16 protein-coding genes are annotated in these 14,959 nt (G+C 53.3%); all 16 read right to left on the bottom strand.

Annotated elements, in window-relative coordinates; genetic code table 11:
- Positions 1-62: 62 nt before the first annotated feature.
- Positions 63-821 carry a hypothetical protein gene (locus tag NTU47_17925; protein ID MCX6135687.1) on the bottom strand — a complete coding sequence of 253 codons (759 nt, stop codon included), beginning with the start codon at positions 819-821 and terminating at the stop codon, positions 63-65.
- Positions 799-1,533, bottom strand: coding sequence for a tRNA pseudouridine(55) synthase TruB (truB, locus tag NTU47_17920; protein MCX6135686.1), 735 nt, complete (start codon positions 1,531-1,533; stop codon positions 799-801). The genes NTU47_17925 and truB overlap by 23 nt, the downstream gene beginning before the upstream one ends.
- A 4-nt stretch (positions 1,534-1,537) precedes the next feature.
- Entirely contained in the window at positions 1,538-1,900 is a 363-nt protein-coding gene (rbfA, locus tag NTU47_17915) for a 30S ribosome-binding factor RbfA (protein MCX6135685.1), read from the bottom strand.
- A gap of 14 nt (positions 1,901-1,914) precedes the next feature.
- Complete coding sequence (gene infB, locus NTU47_17910; GenBank protein ID MCX6135684.1) at positions 1,915-4,563, bottom strand: translation initiation factor IF-2; 2,649 nt, start codon at positions 4,561-4,563, stop codon at positions 1,915-1,917.
- A gap of 44 nt (positions 4,564-4,607) precedes the next feature.
- On the bottom strand, positions 4,608-6,089 hold the full coding sequence (gene nusA, locus NTU47_17905; GenBank protein MCX6135683.1) for a transcription termination factor NusA: 1,482 nt from the start codon (positions 6,087-6,089) through the stop codon (positions 4,608-4,610).
- Between the two features lie 35 nt (positions 6,090-6,124).
- Positions 6,125-6,580, bottom strand: a complete 456-nt coding sequence (locus tag NTU47_17900) for a hypothetical protein (GenBank protein MCX6135682.1) — start codon at positions 6,578-6,580, stop codon at positions 6,125-6,127.
- A gap of 102 nt (positions 6,581-6,682) precedes the next feature.
- The gene (locus NTU47_17895) at positions 6,683-7,399 is read right to left on the bottom strand and encodes a TIGR00730 family Rossman fold protein (GenBank protein ID MCX6135681.1); all 717 of its coding nucleotides are present in this window, start codon (positions 7,397-7,399) and stop codon (positions 6,683-6,685) included.
- Positions 7,400-7,431: 32 nt separating this feature from the next.
- On the bottom strand, positions 7,432-7,998 hold the full coding sequence (locus tag NTU47_17890) for an aminodeoxychorismate/anthranilate synthase component II (protein MCX6135680.1): 567 nt from the start codon (positions 7,996-7,998) through the stop codon (positions 7,432-7,434).
- Entirely contained in the window at positions 7,999-9,567 is a 1,569-nt protein-coding gene (gene trpE / locus NTU47_17885; GenBank protein MCX6135679.1) for an anthranilate synthase component I, read from the bottom strand.
- Positions 9,534-9,995, bottom strand: a complete 462-nt coding sequence (locus tag NTU47_17880; protein MCX6135678.1) for a thioesterase family protein — start codon at positions 9,993-9,995, stop codon at positions 9,534-9,536. The genes trpE and NTU47_17880 overlap by 34 nt, the downstream gene beginning before the upstream one ends.
- An 8-nt stretch (positions 9,996-10,003) precedes the next feature.
- Positions 10,004-11,044 carry an aminotransferase class I/II-fold pyridoxal phosphate-dependent enzyme gene (locus tag NTU47_17875; protein MCX6135677.1) on the bottom strand — a complete coding sequence of 347 codons (1,041 nt, stop codon included), beginning with the start codon at positions 11,042-11,044 and terminating at the stop codon, positions 10,004-10,006.
- On the bottom strand, positions 11,025-12,713 hold the full coding sequence (lnt, locus tag NTU47_17870; GenBank protein MCX6135676.1) for an apolipoprotein N-acyltransferase: 1,689 nt from the start codon (positions 12,711-12,713) through the stop codon (positions 11,025-11,027). The genes NTU47_17875 and lnt overlap by 20 nt, the downstream gene beginning before the upstream one ends.
- Positions 12,710-13,297, bottom strand: a complete 588-nt coding sequence (locus NTU47_17865) for a phosphatase PAP2 family protein (protein MCX6135675.1) — start codon at positions 13,295-13,297, stop codon at positions 12,710-12,712. The genes lnt and NTU47_17865 overlap by 4 nt, the downstream gene beginning before the upstream one ends.
- A gap of 23 nt (positions 13,298-13,320) precedes the next feature.
- Positions 13,321-13,947 (bottom strand): DedA family protein, encoded by a 627-nt coding sequence (locus tag NTU47_17860; GenBank protein ID MCX6135674.1) that lies wholly within the window; start codon positions 13,945-13,947, stop codon positions 13,321-13,323.
- A 9-nt stretch (positions 13,948-13,956) separates the two neighbouring features.
- Positions 13,957-14,448, bottom strand: coding sequence for a 2-C-methyl-D-erythritol 2,4-cyclodiphosphate synthase (gene ispF, locus NTU47_17855; protein MCX6135673.1), 492 nt, complete (start codon positions 14,446-14,448; stop codon positions 13,957-13,959).
- Positions 14,449-14,452: 4 nt separating this feature from the next.
- Positions 14,453-14,713, bottom strand: coding sequence for an acylphosphatase (locus NTU47_17850; GenBank protein MCX6135672.1), 261 nt, complete (start codon positions 14,711-14,713; stop codon positions 14,453-14,455).
- Positions 14,714-14,959: the final 246 nt, after the last annotated feature.

The following is a 14,959-nucleotide window of genomic DNA, read 5'->3' as shown; positions in this document are numbered from 1 at the left end:
CTTCGACTTATACTCCAGCACTAGCAATCTGCTCTGCGCCTCGTCGCGGCGCATCTGATCGATCAACTGGTGTGCACCGTCGAACTTGCGTTCCTCCCTGAGCCTCCTAAGGAACTGTACGGCGAGCGTCTTTCCGTAGAGGTCACCCTCAAGTAGATCCCGTCCTGGGGAACGAGTTTGTGGTGCGTAAGCTGTAGGTTCGCCGTCGGATAACCAAGCTCCCGCCCCCTCGCGTCTCCCCGTACCACCACTCCGCTCACGGTGTAAGGACGGCCCAGAAGCCTTTGTGCGCGGTCAACTTTCCCGTTCAGCAGGTTCTGTCGAATCTGACTGCTGCTAACTATCTCTTCGTCGACATAGACAGGTTTGAGAGCGGCCACGGAAAACTCAAATTCACGGCCAAGCTTAAGCAATTCCTCAACGCTGCCTTCTCTATCCCGGCCAAAATGGTGGTCGTATCCTTCCACCACTTCACTCACTCCAGAACCCTGTACGACATAGCGCAAGTAGAAATCTCGCGAAGTCTGGCGGGAGAACTCGAATGTGAAGCCGATTCTGTAGAAAATATCGATTCCCAGGCCTTCGCAGATCTGCTGCCGCTCCTCGATGGTTGTCAGCAGCTGCATTGGCTTCCCTGTCAGGACTTCTTTCGGGTGCGGGTCAAACGTCAGGACCACGCTCCTCCCTTTTCGAGCCTTTGCGCGCTCCACAACTTCACGAAGAAGCTGCTGGTGAGCCAGGTGGACTCCGTCAAAGGTGCCAACACTTACAACGGAGTTCTTGAGATATTCAACTTCGTCAGGCTGGAATACGATGTCCATCACTCACACTCTGCATGCTCACTCTCTCCGCATGAACCTTGTCCAGCTGTTCAATCGTCATCGCGTCTTCAACTGAGTACTTCCCGATGCGGGTTCGCCTGAGAGAGGTCAAAGCGGCACCGCAACCGAGTCTTTCTCCAAGGTCACTGACAAGTGACCGGATGTAAGTCCCTTTGGAGCATGCAACCCGAAACGCGACAACCGGGGGAACGAAGGACAACACCGAGAACTCCTTCACATCGATTTCTTTCGCCTGCCGCTCGATTGTCTTTCCTTTTCGTGCGTACTTATAAAGTGGTTTCCCATGGTACTTTACCGCCGAATACATTGGCGGGGTCTGCAGTTGCCGGCCTGTGAATCCTTCGATGGCGGTCTTGAGGCCTTCGAGTGATATCCCGGCAAACTCACCCCCCTCGGTCACTTCAGTCTCCATATCAAAACTTGGCGTCCGTATGCCAAGCTCGAATGTCCCGGTATACTCTTTGTCGAGGATCGCAAACGAATCAATTTGCTTTGTCTGCCGCCCCGTACACACGATCAAGAGCCCCGTCGCCCTCGGATCCAGAGTCCCCGCGTGTCCAACCTTCTTAATCCCCAGCCACTGCCGTACCCTGTGTACAACGTCAAACGAAGTCCAGTCCAGCGGCTTGTCCAAGAGAAGGATTTCTCCGTCATCCTGGACCTCCGGAGCGTGATGAGAGGCGACCGCCATGCCTTCATTCCTCCTTCGTGCCGGGCGAATCCTTGTGGATCTTGTTGAGCAAATCTTCGATTCGCATCGCGTAGTCGAGTGATTCATCGAGATAAAACGAGAGCGTCGGCGTAAACTTGAGATTGAGACTATGGCCAAGTTCCGAACGAATCGATCCCTTTTCCACTGCGAGATGCGCGAGAAGGTTCTTCTTCTTTTCGGCATCCCCGAATACGCTCACAAACACCTTCGCAATTTTCAGATCCTGGCTCATCCGGACTTCCGTCACCGTGACGAGTCCGAACTCCTCCATCCGAAAATTCTGTTGTATAATCTCGCTCATGACTTCTTTGATGAGCGAAGCAACCTTTTCAGTTCGCACCGACATGCCATCACTCCTTGTTACGCCAACTTCCGCTTTGTTTCTACGATCGTGTACGCTTCGACCGTGTCGCCCGCCTTGATGTCATTGAACCCTTCCAAAGCGATGCCGCACTCGAACCCCTGCTCGACTTCCCTCACGTCTTCCTTGAAACGCTTCAGCGAGGAAATACCGCCGTCGAAAACCACAAGACCGTCCCGAACCAGGCGAACTTTGTTATTACGAACGATTTTGCCATCCTGCACGTAGCATCCTGCGATGGTGCCGATTTTCGAGATCTTGAACACATCCCGAACCTCAACCGTCGCAAGCACCTGCTCGGACAGTGACGGTGCAAGCATACCTTCGAGTGCGCTCTTGACCTCATTGATAGCGTCATAAATAATACTGTAAAGACGAATGTCTACTTCTTCGGACTCAGCCAGACGACGGGCATTCAGGTTTGGTCGAACATGGAAACCGATGATAACCGCCCGCGAGGCTGCCGCAAGAAGGACATCGGATTCAGAGATGCCGCCAACTCCCTTGTGAATAACCTGCACTTTCACTTCGCCTGTTGAGAGCTTCATGAGAGAATCAGAAAGGGCCTCAACAGAGCCGTCGACGTCGCCCTTGACGATAATCGGGAGATCCTTGACCTGACCTTCCTTGATCTGCTTGGAGATGTCATCCAACGTGATCATTCTCCGCTGGCGGAAGTCCTGTTCCCGCTTCAGCTGCTGGCGCTTATTGCTGATTTCGCGTGCCTCGCGATCGTTCTCGAGAACGACAAGATCGTCTCCCGCTTGCGGAATCCCGTCAAAGCCAATGAGCTGGACGGGCTGCGACGGATGAGCGACTTCGACACGTTTGCCCCGTTCGTCGAACATTGCGCGGGCCCGGCCGCTCCAGATCCCACAGATGAACGAATCACCGATGCGGAGAGATCCCTTCTGAACGAGAACAGTTGCGACGATACCCTTCCCCCGGTCGAGTTCAGATTCCACGACAACACCACGGGCGAGCCTGTCCGGGTTCGCCTTGAGCTCAAGAACTTCCGCTTCAAGGAGAATTCGTTCAAGCAATTGATCGACGTTTTTGCCGGTCTTCGCCGATAGTTCGACGGCCTGATGTTTTCCGCCCCATTCTTCGACGAGGACTCCCTTTTCCGAAAGTTGCTGCCGAATCCGGTCCGGGTTGGCATCCCCCTTGTCCGTTTTGTTGATCGCGATAACGATTGGCACAGCAGCCGCCTGAGCGTGACTGATAGCTTCAACAGTCTGAGGCATCACATTGTCATCTGCCGCAACGACGAGGACGACGATGTCCGTCACCTGGGCTCCACGCGCACGCATCGCTGTAAACGCTTCGTGGCCGGGTGTGTCAAGAAACGTAATTTGCTTCCCGCCATCAAGTGTTACTTCATATGCGCCGATGTGCTGCGTGATTCCGCCAGCTTCGCCTGCAACGACGTTTGCCCTTCTGATATAATCCAACAGGGACGTTTTCCCGTGATCGACGTGCCCCATGATCGTGACGACCGGAGCACGGGGTTTCAGGTCTTCGACATCATCGTCGGTATCGGAAAGGACATCGGACGTGAATTCAGACTCAAAGCCAACCGTGTAGCCAAATTCATCGGCGACGAGCTGAATCGTGTCCTTTTCCAGTCTCTGGTTAATCGACACCATGATGCCCAAGGTCATACATTTCTGAATAACCTCTGCGACGGATGCGCGCATCAAATCTGCCAACTCTCCGACCGTAACAAATTCGGTAACGCGAATGTGCATCTTGTCGCGTTCTTTTTCTTCCAGGAGGCGTTGTTCTTCCTCCTCCCGCTCTTTCTTTCGTTTCTTCCGTATCGCGGCGCGTGAACCCAGTGAATCGTCTGTCATTTCTGCCAGCGTTTCACGGATAGCCTTTTCCACCTGCATCTCATCGACTTCTGCATGCCGCGATTTCTTGCGCTTCTTCCCCTTCACTTCGGCTTCTTCGTCAGCCGGCGCCGCACGTCCGGGGACCTTCTTTGCCTCCTCACGAACTTTCTTCTTCTTCTTTTTCTTCTTCTTCTTGTCTTCCTCTGACTCTTCCGCCGCGGCAGTCACTGGCGCCGGACGGGCAATTTCCATTTTCCCCTTGATCGTCAGACCCATCCTAGGACGGGCCATCGCCTGCTCGAGCGGCGTCAGAGGTTTCCTCACGCGCGGTGCCACGGGGGGCGTCTCAACAGTTTCGGTTGCGGCCGTCCCTTCCGGGACTAGCGGGACATCTTCAGCAACCACGGGCGACGCAGACTCAGCAGTCTCTGGCGTCACAACGGTTTCTACCGCTGCTTCCTCGGTGCTCGGCGGCACTTCTTCCATCGGCTCAACCAGCGGGACTTCCTCGACAGGAGCCGGAGGAGCATGTACTTCCTCGACCGCGGGCTTCTTTTCAGTCTTCTCGGTCGGCTCCTTCTTGCGGGACGTCCGGAATTCCTGGAGTTTGCGCTGATGCCGTTCCGCGACGTCTTTTTCTTTCTTGAAATGTCCCATCACGGCGGACAGCATATCGTCGTCCACCGAGGACATGTGACTCTTCACCTCAAAACCCTTCTTGTGCAAGAACTCAATCAACGTCTCGCTAGAAAGATTCAGCTCGGTCGCGAGCTTGTATATTTTGATTTTCTTAGCTGCAGTTTCAGCCATGCAGATTTTTGTCCGTTCTGAGTACTGAAGTACACGTGATGCTGCTACTGCGGTTGCTTTTCTTCGTTCTCAGGCGGCTCGGTTGCTTCCGCCTTTTTCGATTCATCCGGATCGCTTGCTGACTCCGTTTTCTCCGACGCATCCGCATCGTTCGCCGCCTCGGTTGTTTCCGCTGCGCCCGTATCAGCTGCCGGCTCTGTGGTCTCCGATGTAAGTTCTGCACTCGGAGCTTCAGGCTGCGCTGCAGGAGCGATGGCTTCGCCGGATTCCTCAGCGTCCTCAATTTCTGCGTCTTCGAGACCTTTCTTCAGGAGGGCAACGATTTCTTCGATTCTCTCCTTCTCGATCCCAAGAGTGTTTACGAGCTCATCGACTGTCGTGTCGATGACATCGTGCACTGATTCATAGCCTTCATCGAAGAACTTGTGGAACATGACATCACCCAATTCCTCGCGGAATTCGGAAAGATCCATGTCGTACTCTTCGTCTTCTCCACCTTCCTTGATCAGCTGGATGTCATAACCAGTGAGCTTGGAAGCAAGGCGGACGTTCTGACCATTCTTACCGATGGCCAGAGAAACCTGATCGGCCGCCACAGTCACGTTTGCCTTCTTCGCCTCCTTGTCGATCTGGATTTCTTTCAGCTTTGCAGGAGACAGCGAACGCGTGATGAACACAAGCGCGTCATCGCTCCAATTAATCACATCGATGTTCTCGTTGTTGAGTTCCCGCACGATTGCGTGAATTCTCACGCCCTTCATGCCGACGCAGGCGCCGACAGCATCGACGCGGTCATCATGCGACAACACTGCGACTTTTGCGCGATCGCCTGGTTCACGTGCGATAGCCTTGATTTCGATAATGCCGTCATAAATTTCAGGAATTTCGATCTCGAAGAGGCGCATCAGGAACTGCGGATCGGTGCGCGAGATGATCACCACCGGGTTCCCAGCCCCCTTTCGCACTTCTTTGACCACAGCGCGAATTGTGTCGCCCTTCTTGTAGCGTTCCTTGTAAATCTGATCGCTCCGGGGTATGATCAACTCGTTCTTGTTGTGAATGACAAGAATCTCACCCTTTCCTTTGCGAATCTGATAGATTTCTCCAACGACGATTTCGCCAAGCGAAGTCGAGTATTCGTTGTAGATCGCTTCGCGCTCAATCTCCTTGATGCGCTGGTTGAGATTCTGCTTCGCACTGACGACAAGTCTTCGCCCAAAACTCTCAAGCGGGATGATCTCAACAAACTCCTCCCCCACATCCATATCTTCGCCCGATTTCTTCCGGGCTTCCTTCATATCGATCTGCATGACCGGGTCCACGACCTCTTCGACGACTTCCCGCTCAAGGTAGATTTCGATATCCCCCTTGTCCATATTCACAACGACATCGAATTTGGCAGTCGGGCCGTATTTCTTGCGGACCATCATCCCAAAGATATCTTCGACAATGCCGACGAGGATATCCTTATCGATGCCTTTTTCGCGAACCATTTGGGCAAATGATTCGACTATTTCGTGATTCATGAAAACCTCCGGACAATATACTCTTTACTGAACTGCTACCAGGGCAGTTCTTCTTTGGATTCGATAATCTTGGTGAATTCAAGCGTCGTCGTCGAACCTGCCTCGGTCTCAAACGTCAGTGCGCCTTCTCCCACTGAGAGAAGTGTTCCAACAACTGTCACCGGCGATCCGACTGATTGATAAAGAACCTTGAAACGCCTTCCAATATTCTTGTTGTACTGCCTCAACATCCGAAGCGGTTTGTCAATCCCGGGGGATGAAACTTCAAGCCGGTACGGACCCTGAATCAAATCGCTCCGATCAAGCTCGTGGGCAAACAGACGGCTGACCGATGCGCATTCCTCGATCGTGATTCCCTTGTCGGTGTCCACGAAAACCTGAATGAGCTTTCCTCCCCGCTCGCTCCGAATCAACAGATCAGCCAGAAAAGCCTCGTGTTCTTCGAGGATGGGCGAAAGCAAGACCCTCATTTTTTCTAGGATTTCAGTCATTTCTCCGGATTCCAAAAAAAATAGCCCGATGAGGCGGGCTATTTCTACTGCGAGGTGATATTAAGATAGACAAACCCCCGGTAATATGCAAGCGATTTCGCTTTAGAAATTCGTGATCATCTTGTTCTCTCTGTAAAAAACCTCAACAATTTCAGCTGCTTTTGCCGGGTCGTCCTCAATCCGAAACAAGGACAGGTCATCAGGAGAGATGTTTCCAGCGGGAAGAACCACGTTGCGAATCCAGTCGATGAGCCCATTCCAATAGCCTGACCCCATCAGAATCACCGGGAAGGGGCGCGTCTTCTTCGTCTGAATAAGTGTGACTGCCTCGAAGAACTCATCGAGTGTACCCAACCCGCCGGGGAGCACGATGAATCCGTGAGCGTACTTCACGAACATCACTTTTCGGACAAAAAAGTGCCGGAACGTTACTAGTCGGTTTTTGTCAATATAAGGATTGGAGCTTTGCTCATGCGGGAGCTCAATGTTGGCCCCGACCGATCCACCCCCCTGATCCCGTGCCCCCTTGTTCCCCGCTTCCATGATTCCTGGCCCCCCTCCTGTCAGAATGTTGAAGCCCCTCTTCACGAGCTCCCGCGACACGCTTTCAGCCAGCTCATAGTACGGGGTACCCGACTTCGTGCGTGCAGACCCGAAGATCGAAACAAGATTATCTTGCTTCGACAGGAGCGTGAAGCCGTCGACGAATTCCGCCATCACTCGAAATATCCGCCAAACGTCATCCTGCGCGTTGATGAGAGATCGAAGCTGGATGTCCTGCTTCGCGTCATGATCAGATACGCCGTGGGAAGAATCCATAACTGACCTTTCTGAGCATACAATGTGCACAGCTAATTCGTTGAGAGGAAATTCCTGAGGATCTGCTTGCCGTGCTCGGTCGCAATCGACTCGGGGTGAAACTGAACTCCGAACGTTGGATGTTCTCTGTGGCGGAGTCCCATGATCACTCCCTCAGGCGTCCAGGCAGTCACTTCAAGGCACAGGGGGAGAGTGACTTTCTCTACGATCAGTGAGTGATAACGTGCGGCGGTAAACGGAGATGGGATGTCCGCAAAGATTTCATGTCCCGTGTGATGGACGAGCGAGGTCTTTCCATGGAAGATTTGCTCTGCCTTGACAACCCTGCCCCCCAACGCTTCACCGATTGCCTGATGTCCCAGACAGACTCCGAGAATTGGATATTCCTTGTGAAGCTGGCGCACAACCTCTACGGTCGCGCCGGCGTCGGAAGGCCTGCAAGGTCCGGGTGAAAGGATGATCGCTCGCGGGTTCAGTTTCCGGATTTCCGGTACTGTTATCCGATCGTTCCTGACGACGGTCAGCGCTTCACCCATCTCCCCCACATATTGGACGAGATTGTACGTGAACGAGTCATAATTGTCGATGACAAGAACCATTCAAGGCTTCCGGTTCATATGTTCGGAACTGGTCAACATTTCGAGTGATTTCAGGTTGGCGCGGAGCTTTTCCATCGTTTCCTCATACTCGCGTTCCGGTTTCGAGTCATACACGATGCCCGCTCCCGCCTGGAAGCGAAGTACCTTCCCTTTCATCACCATTGTTCGTATGGCGATGCAGGAATCGAGATTGCCGGAGAAATCGATGTATGCCACAGCTCCGCCATAGACTCCACGGTGAAGCTTCTCGAGTTCAGCGATGATCTCCATTGCCCTGATTTTCGGAGCCCCAGTAAGGGTTCCGGCAGGGAAACACGAAAAGAGGGCGTAGATCTGAGTCAAGTCAGGGCGGAGCGTGCCGTGTACACTCGTAACAAGATGCATGACATGCGAATACTTTTCGACCGACATGTACTGCTCGACACGCACGCTTCCGTACAAACAGATTCGCCCGAGGTCATTGCGCCCGAGATCGACCAGCATCAAGTGTTCGGCACGTTCCTTCGGGTCGTCGATCAGCTCCTTTTCAAGGCGGTCATCCTCTTCGCGCGTCACCCCCCTTCGTCGGGTACCGGCGATCGGTCTTGTCTCGACATCTCCATCTTCGACGCGGACGAGCATTTCAGGTGAGGCCCCAATGATACTGAAGTCCTTGCACTGCAGATAATACATGTACGGGGACGGGTTGATCATACGCAGCGCCCGGTACAGATCGAATGGTGCGACGGTAGCATCCTGCTCGAGCCGCTGAGAAAGCACGACCTGAAAAATGTCACCTTCAACAATATACTCCCGTGAACGCTCGACCGCGGCACAATAGTGCTCCTTCTCCGTCACCCGTTTCATTTGTCCATGAAGTTCAGCCGTGCCAATCTCAGGTGCTGCGGGACGGCGCAAGAGCTGTTTCAAAAGAGCGATTTCCGATGTTGCCTTTTGGTATTCGGAGAACAGCACCTGTTCCGATCGCCCTTCCGCCGGGAGGTAGGCATTGGACACAAGGAAAATCCGACGCTGCAAATTATCGAAGACAAGCACTACATCGTAGAAAAGGAGTAATGCATCAGGCAGAGCAAATTCGTCCTGATGGATGACAGGAACATCCTCAACGAGCTGCACGCTCTCATACCCGAAATACCCCACCGCCCCGCCCGAAAGGCGCGGAAGTCCGGGACTTCGGACAGTTTTGATATGTGAGAAGATTTTCTTGAGAGCGACGAGGGGATGGTCATCCTGCGACACGAGGCCCGGCAAGACCTTCACGTCATCGTGGAACGTATCCAGGCTGAACTTCTTCCCCTGAATGGAGAATCTCATGAAGGGATTGAAGCCGATGAACGAGTAGCGTCCAACCTGGTCGCCGCCTTCCACGCTTTCCAGAAGAAACGAGTAGGGACTTTCCTGCTGTATCTTGAGATAGACGGAGACTGGCGTCTCTGTGTCGGCAAGAAGTGTTTCGTAGACGGGGATGACATTGCCCCCGCTGCTTAACTGCTTGAATTCTTCGAACGTCGTCATTGAGATAGTGACCGGGTCAACTACACATCGAGCGATGGCCAGATGATCTGGCACTGCTCTCCCTCGAAGTTCTGTACGAGTTTGCGAAATTCATCAGGGATGGTTATCGGACGGTCAGTGTCCGGGTCGAGCCATACATGAAATGCGACATTGCTGGACACCACCTGTCCCCCGTGCGCTCGTTCCATCAGGCCTTCCATGATGAAACTCGTGTTCTTCACAAGGGAAACACGCGTAGACACATTCAGCAATTCATCAAAAGACGCCGGAGAGAGGTAATCAATTTCATTTCGCACAAGCACGATCTTGCCGTTGCCTTGTATCGATTTCATATCGACGGTCGCGCCAATGTGCTTCAGGTCCTCTATACGGCCGACCTCAAAGAACCGGAGATAGTTTGTATTGTGGACAATCCCCTGCCAGTCCACTTCATAACTCCTGACCTGGATCTGTGAACGATATTTAAATTGTTCCTTCTCCATGAGCGGACTCAAGATCGCGCGATACCAGCGACGATATCGGCCGCATGCATAACCTGATCAGCCGTGACATCGAGATGGGTCACGGCTCGAAGAGACGTGTAGTTCGCATCGGTGAGAAGCACATTCTTAGCCCTCAACGCATCGAGGATCTCACCTGTTGTCTTTCCAGTCGCGGAAACATCAAAGACGACAATGTTTGTTTGAACGTACTTGAGGTCGATTCCCAGTAACGGGTTCACGGCGATGCGTTCAGCGAAGAGCCGGGCCTTCTCGTGATCTTCCTTCAGGCGATCGATGTGATGCTCGAGCGCATACAGTGCCCCCGCCGCAATGATACCAGCTTGTCGCATACCGCCACCGAGTATCTTGCGAAACCGTCGGGCGCGCTGAATGACCTCATCCGATCCGACGAGCGCAGATCCGACGGGTGCCCCGAGGCCTTTTGAAAAACAGACTGACACCGTGTCAAAGTACTGTGCGTATTCCAGAGGAGAGATTCCGGTTGCCATCGAAGCATTCCAGAGTCTTGCCCCGTCGAGATGCATGCGAATACCCCGGGATTTCGCGAAATCCCGGATCTTTCTGATCTCCTCGATGGGATAAATCGTCCCTCCGGCGCGATTGTGAGTATTCTCCAGGCAGATAAGTCTCGTTCGGGGCATGTAGTACGCGTCGGAGCGCACGGCCGGGGGCAATTGATCAACCTTGAGTATGCCACGCTCGCCCGTGATAAGATAGAGCTGAACGTTCGATAGAATCGATGGAGCAGCCGTCTCGTAGTTGAAGATGTGGGATTCCTTCTCGACGATCACCTCATCGCCAGGTTGCGTGTGCGCGTTGAGCGCCAATTGATTCGACATGACGCCTGAGGGGACGTACAAGGCGGCAGGCTTTCCGAGAAGCGCAGCCACCTTTTGCTGCAAAAGATTGACGGTCGGATCCTCAGCAAAGACGTCGTCACCCACAGGAGCAAGAGCCATCGCATGGCGCATCGCTTCTGTCGGTTTTGTGATGGTGTCGCTCCGTAGATCAATGATCGATGCGCTCATCGCTGTTCTTCGGCTTTCGTTGTGGGAGAAATGTCAGGACTAAGATAACCGCCGCACACAAAGCACATACCTGCGCGAAAATGTCCCCGTGACGGGCATAAAAAGTCAACTCCGCCCGCGGCTCAATGGTTCCATGAAACGCTGCGGTCGTATAGAGCCGCGTCTCGTTGTGAAATCCGCCAGCGGGATCGATGAAGCCTGAAATTCCGCCATTCGCTGCGCGCACGATCCACCTCCGGTTTTCAATCGCACGTATCGAGGCAAGACTTGCGTGCTGATATGCGCCAGGCGTGTTACCCCACCAGCTGTCATTGGTGACAATGACGAGGAATTGAGCCCCCCGCTGAACAAATGTGCGAACAAAATTCGGATATACGGACTCATAGCATATCATTGAGGCGAACTTCGTCTCCGATTTCCCCGCTGTCGGCAACCCGAACAGCGTCGTGTCGGTACCCTTTCCCCACATGCCGATACCGACATTCCACTTTAACGGCTCGATGAGAAATCTGAACACATCCGCATACGGAATGCGCTCTGCGAATGGAACCAGCACTATCTTCTTGTACACGGGAACAACCTCGCGACCCGGAACAAAGAGAGCGGTCGAGTTGAAGTCATCAAAATACTTCTTGCGAACCGGATCATGGGATGCAGTCACGGGAGCATGTGCGCTGTCGTAAAAGACGGTGTAGGGCAGCCCCGTCAGAACAGCACTGCCGGTTGAGTCCAGGTTCTGCCGAAGCCAATGCAAGTACATCTGGTTGCCCGGAAGGAGAATCCGAAATGGTATCGCCGTCTCAGGCCATACGATGAGATCCAGCCGATTCCGCGCGAGCGTCTTTGTTTCGCCTACGAAGTTCTCGAGCTGTCTCTCATAATAGGCCCAGGGGCTGGCTCCCGACGAACTCCATTTCTCCCATGGATCGATGTTCGGTTGAACAATTCCGACGCTGAGTGTGCCTGGTTCGCTTTCTGCGACGTACGTCTTCATCACGATGCTGCCATAGAGCCACGGCAGAAAGTATATCGCGAGAAGCACTCCGAGCGCGATCACAGAAGGTCTGGAACGGAAGCCCCATCTGCCGGTTGCGAGGTTCGAGATGAGAACAAATCCTAACCCATTGAAGCAAAGGACGAGATATGAAATTCCGTACGTCGAAGTAAATTCCGCAATCTGGATCCTCCGGAGATCATACGCCTGACTGTTGCCCAGAGTAATCCATGGGAAGGAAACTTCACTGAGAGAATGAGAATACTCGTACGCTATCCACGCAAGGGGGAAAAACACGAGAGCTGCAATAAGTCCGAGACGCTTCCGGACATGGACAAAGAGATAGATCACAAACACGTAGAAGAGCGGATGGATGAGAAGAACCGCTCCCCCTGCAATCATCATCCACGGATCTTTTCCCACGACGAACCCGCCGATCCAATACAACGTCAGCGCGTGAAGAATGAAGAACGCAACGTAGGAGTATTTGAGTTTGTGCCACGTTGTGTCAAGCGTTTCGAGGAGCAACAAGAGAGGGATGAGACCTACATACGCAAATGAATGAACAGGCGATGGCGGAAAGGATATGCCCAACATCACGCCTGACGCGACGGCAAGGGCTAAGCGGTGCCAGGAACTGTGGATGGCAAGCTGATCGGATGATGGCGTTGTCATTTCCTGACCTCTGACATTCGGCTGTATCGTTGCACCCACCATTCCTCCGCCACGCGGTACATGGCGATGATGCAGCCGCCGATAAACAGGCCGATCACAGCCCCGCCGATAACATCGGACGGGTAGTGAACCCCGACGTATACCCTGGAAAAGGCCACCACACCGGCAAACGAGAAGAATGCCCACGTCCATCGTGGGAGGAAGTACGCCAGCACGATCGCGGCCGCAAAGTTATTGACGGCATGCGATGACGGGAAGGAATAGCCGCTTCCGCATCCGACGAGCAGGCGGACATCCGGAAGTTCGTTGCATGGACGGACCCGTTCGATCAAATACTTGAGCACGGAGCTGCTGAACTGATCGCTGATCGCAATGGTTGGAATGAGGAGCAGAGCCGCGATGCGGCCGTGGCGCCCCCCTTTCGTCAAGAGAAGCAACCACAAGATTCCAACGATGACGAGTGCGACCGGCTTCTTGTTCAGATCGGTAACAAACGGAAGGATGGTGTCGAAGAGCCAGTTACACAAGCTCTGGTTGCAGAAATAGAACAGGCTTCGGTCCAACTCCAGGAGAAATTCATCCAAGTGCAACTCCGTCAGTCATCACTTCAAGTCGACTTCTTTGCGCCATTCGTCCGGTTCATATTCTTGTACAAAAACCAAACAATGAGGAGGAATACGACCAGGAGGAGAACGAATGTAAGAACCTTGCTGTACGCCGCCAGGTAAGATCCGATCAGCGGCCAATTCTCACCAAGTTCTTTTCCGGCAAACAGGAGAAGGAAATTCCACACAAGAGCGCTGACGAACGACAGGCTGGCTGTCGCCGTAAGCGGAAGTTCCGACATGCCTGCGAAGAACGATATCACCGCACGCGTACCGGTCAGGAACCGATTCACTACGATGAGAAAGTACCCGTACTTTCTGAACCATCGTTCAACTTTATGAACGTTTTCAACTGGAATAAAGGGAATCTTTCCGGTCTCCAGGATTCTCAGTCCAAACCAGTCACCTAGCTTGTACATAGCAACAAACCCGGCTGTGCTGCCGAGGGTTGTGGCAATCAAGGCGACGGTGAAATCAACGGACCCGACGCCGACGAGCGAACCGACGAAGAGGATAAGCACATCGCTTGGAAGCGGGGGAAACATGTTTTCGAGAAAGGCGAATCCCGAAACGGATAGATACACCCAAACGGGGTTGATGGCTGCGAGGTGGCGAATGAGTTCTTCCACTGAGTGCTTTCAGGTTCTGGAGGAGGCAAGAGTTGCGGTTGCAAGAGCGGCACACCCTTCTCCCCTGCCAACAAACCCGAGACCTTCATTCGTTGTCGCCTTGATGGAAACGCGCCCAGGTTCGACAGTCAGTGCTTCGGCGATGTTCTTGATCATCTTCGCCGAATGCCGGAGAACCTTTGGCTGCTGCAATATGATCGTGGCATCAAGATGGACGATGCGAAATCCATGATTCGCGATCATCCGTCCTACACTGCGTAACAACAAGAGGCTTGATATGTTTTTGTACTTGGGGTTCGTATTGGGGAAGTGATTTCCGATGTCACCGAGGGCCGCCGCACCTAGAATAGCGTCGCATAATGCGTGCAGCAAAACGTCAGCGTCAGAGTGACCGAGCAGACCGAGCCGGTAGGGAATGTGGACTCCCCCGAGGATGAGTTTCCTGCCCGGAGCGAACACGTGAACATCATACCCGATGCCCACCCGCGGGACGAGTTCCAATGGTTTAGCGGATCTCGAAACCCTTGAATCGGTTTTTGAATTCTTGCCACTCAATGTTCAGGTCCTTTACGTGAGCAGATCGAGGGCCAATCTTGATTTCTTTGATCAGTTCCTCCACCATCGATCGATCGCCTTCGACCTCAATTTCGACTTCGCTGCTGTAGAGATTGCGAACCCAACCGTTAAGTCCCAGCCGGGTTGCGTGAAGGAGGACGAAATACCGGAAACCAACCCCCTGCACAACCCCTTGAACGACAATATGCATACCGGTCTGCATTCTTCTGGTGAAAAGTACTTGTTCTGAGCCTCAAAATCAAAAGTAACCCTGCTGAATACGATTAAACATAGGGCTAGCGGCACCATTCCACTCAAGCAGACACTCTCGTGCAATTCTTCCCATGCAGAAAGCGCCAAACATATCGGGCACGACCGAGGGCCCCGGCGTAACAAGGGATGGACGAATGAGGAGTTCGCAGATCATGCACCATGAGACAGAGGACACCACAACGAG

It is taken from the genome of Ignavibacteriales bacterium (genome assembly GCA_026390595.1).
GTDB lineage: Bacteria > Bacteroidota > Ignavibacteria > UBA10030 > UBA10030 > UBA9647.
Note: the sequence above shows the minus strand (reverse complement) of the source record. Positions and strands in the feature narration are given on the sequence as shown.

Bases quoted from the DNA above. Each gene is read 5' to 3' on its own strand.
- nusA (MCX6135683.1), bottom strand. From the start codon at position 6,089: ATGAATCACGAAATAGTCGAATCATTTGCCCAAATGGTTCGCGAAAAA.
- NTU47_17880 (MCX6135678.1), bottom strand. From the start codon at position 9,995: ATGGAGAAGGAACAATTTAAATATCGTTCACAGATCCAGGTCAGGAGT.
- infB (MCX6135684.1), bottom strand. From the start codon at position 4,563: ATGGCTGAAACTGCAGCTAAGAAAATCAAAATATACAAGCTCGCGACC.
- NTU47_17890 (MCX6135680.1), bottom strand. From the start codon at position 7,998: ATGGTTCTTGTCATCGACAATTATGACTCGTTCACGTACAATCTCGTC.
- NTU47_17925 (MCX6135687.1), bottom strand. From the start codon at position 821: ATGGACATCGTATTCCAGCCTGACGAAGTTGAATATCTCAAGAACTCC.
- NTU47_17900 (MCX6135682.1), bottom strand. From the start codon at position 6,580: ATGACTGAAATCCTAGAAAAAATGAGGGTCTTGCTTTCGCCCATCCTC.
- truB (MCX6135686.1), bottom strand. From the start codon at position 1,533: ATGGCGGTCGCCTCTCATCACGCTCCGGAGGTCCAGGATGACGGAGAA.
- lnt (MCX6135676.1), bottom strand. From the start codon at position 12,713: ATGACAACGCCATCATCCGATCAGCTTGCCATCCACAGTTCCTGGCAC.
- rbfA (MCX6135685.1), bottom strand. From the start codon at position 1,900: ATGTCGGTGCGAACTGAAAAGGTTGCTTCGCTCATCAAAGAAGTCATG.
- NTU47_17850 (MCX6135672.1), bottom strand. From the start codon at position 14,713: ATGCATATTGTCGTTCAAGGGGTTGTGCAGGGGGTTGGTTTCCGGTAT.
- NTU47_17875 (MCX6135677.1), bottom strand. From the start codon at position 11,044: ATGAGCGCATCGATCATTGATCTACGGAGCGACACCATCACAAAACCG.
- NTU47_17895 (MCX6135681.1), bottom strand. From the start codon at position 7,399: ATGGATTCTTCCCACGGCGTATCTGATCATGACGCGAAGCAGGACATC.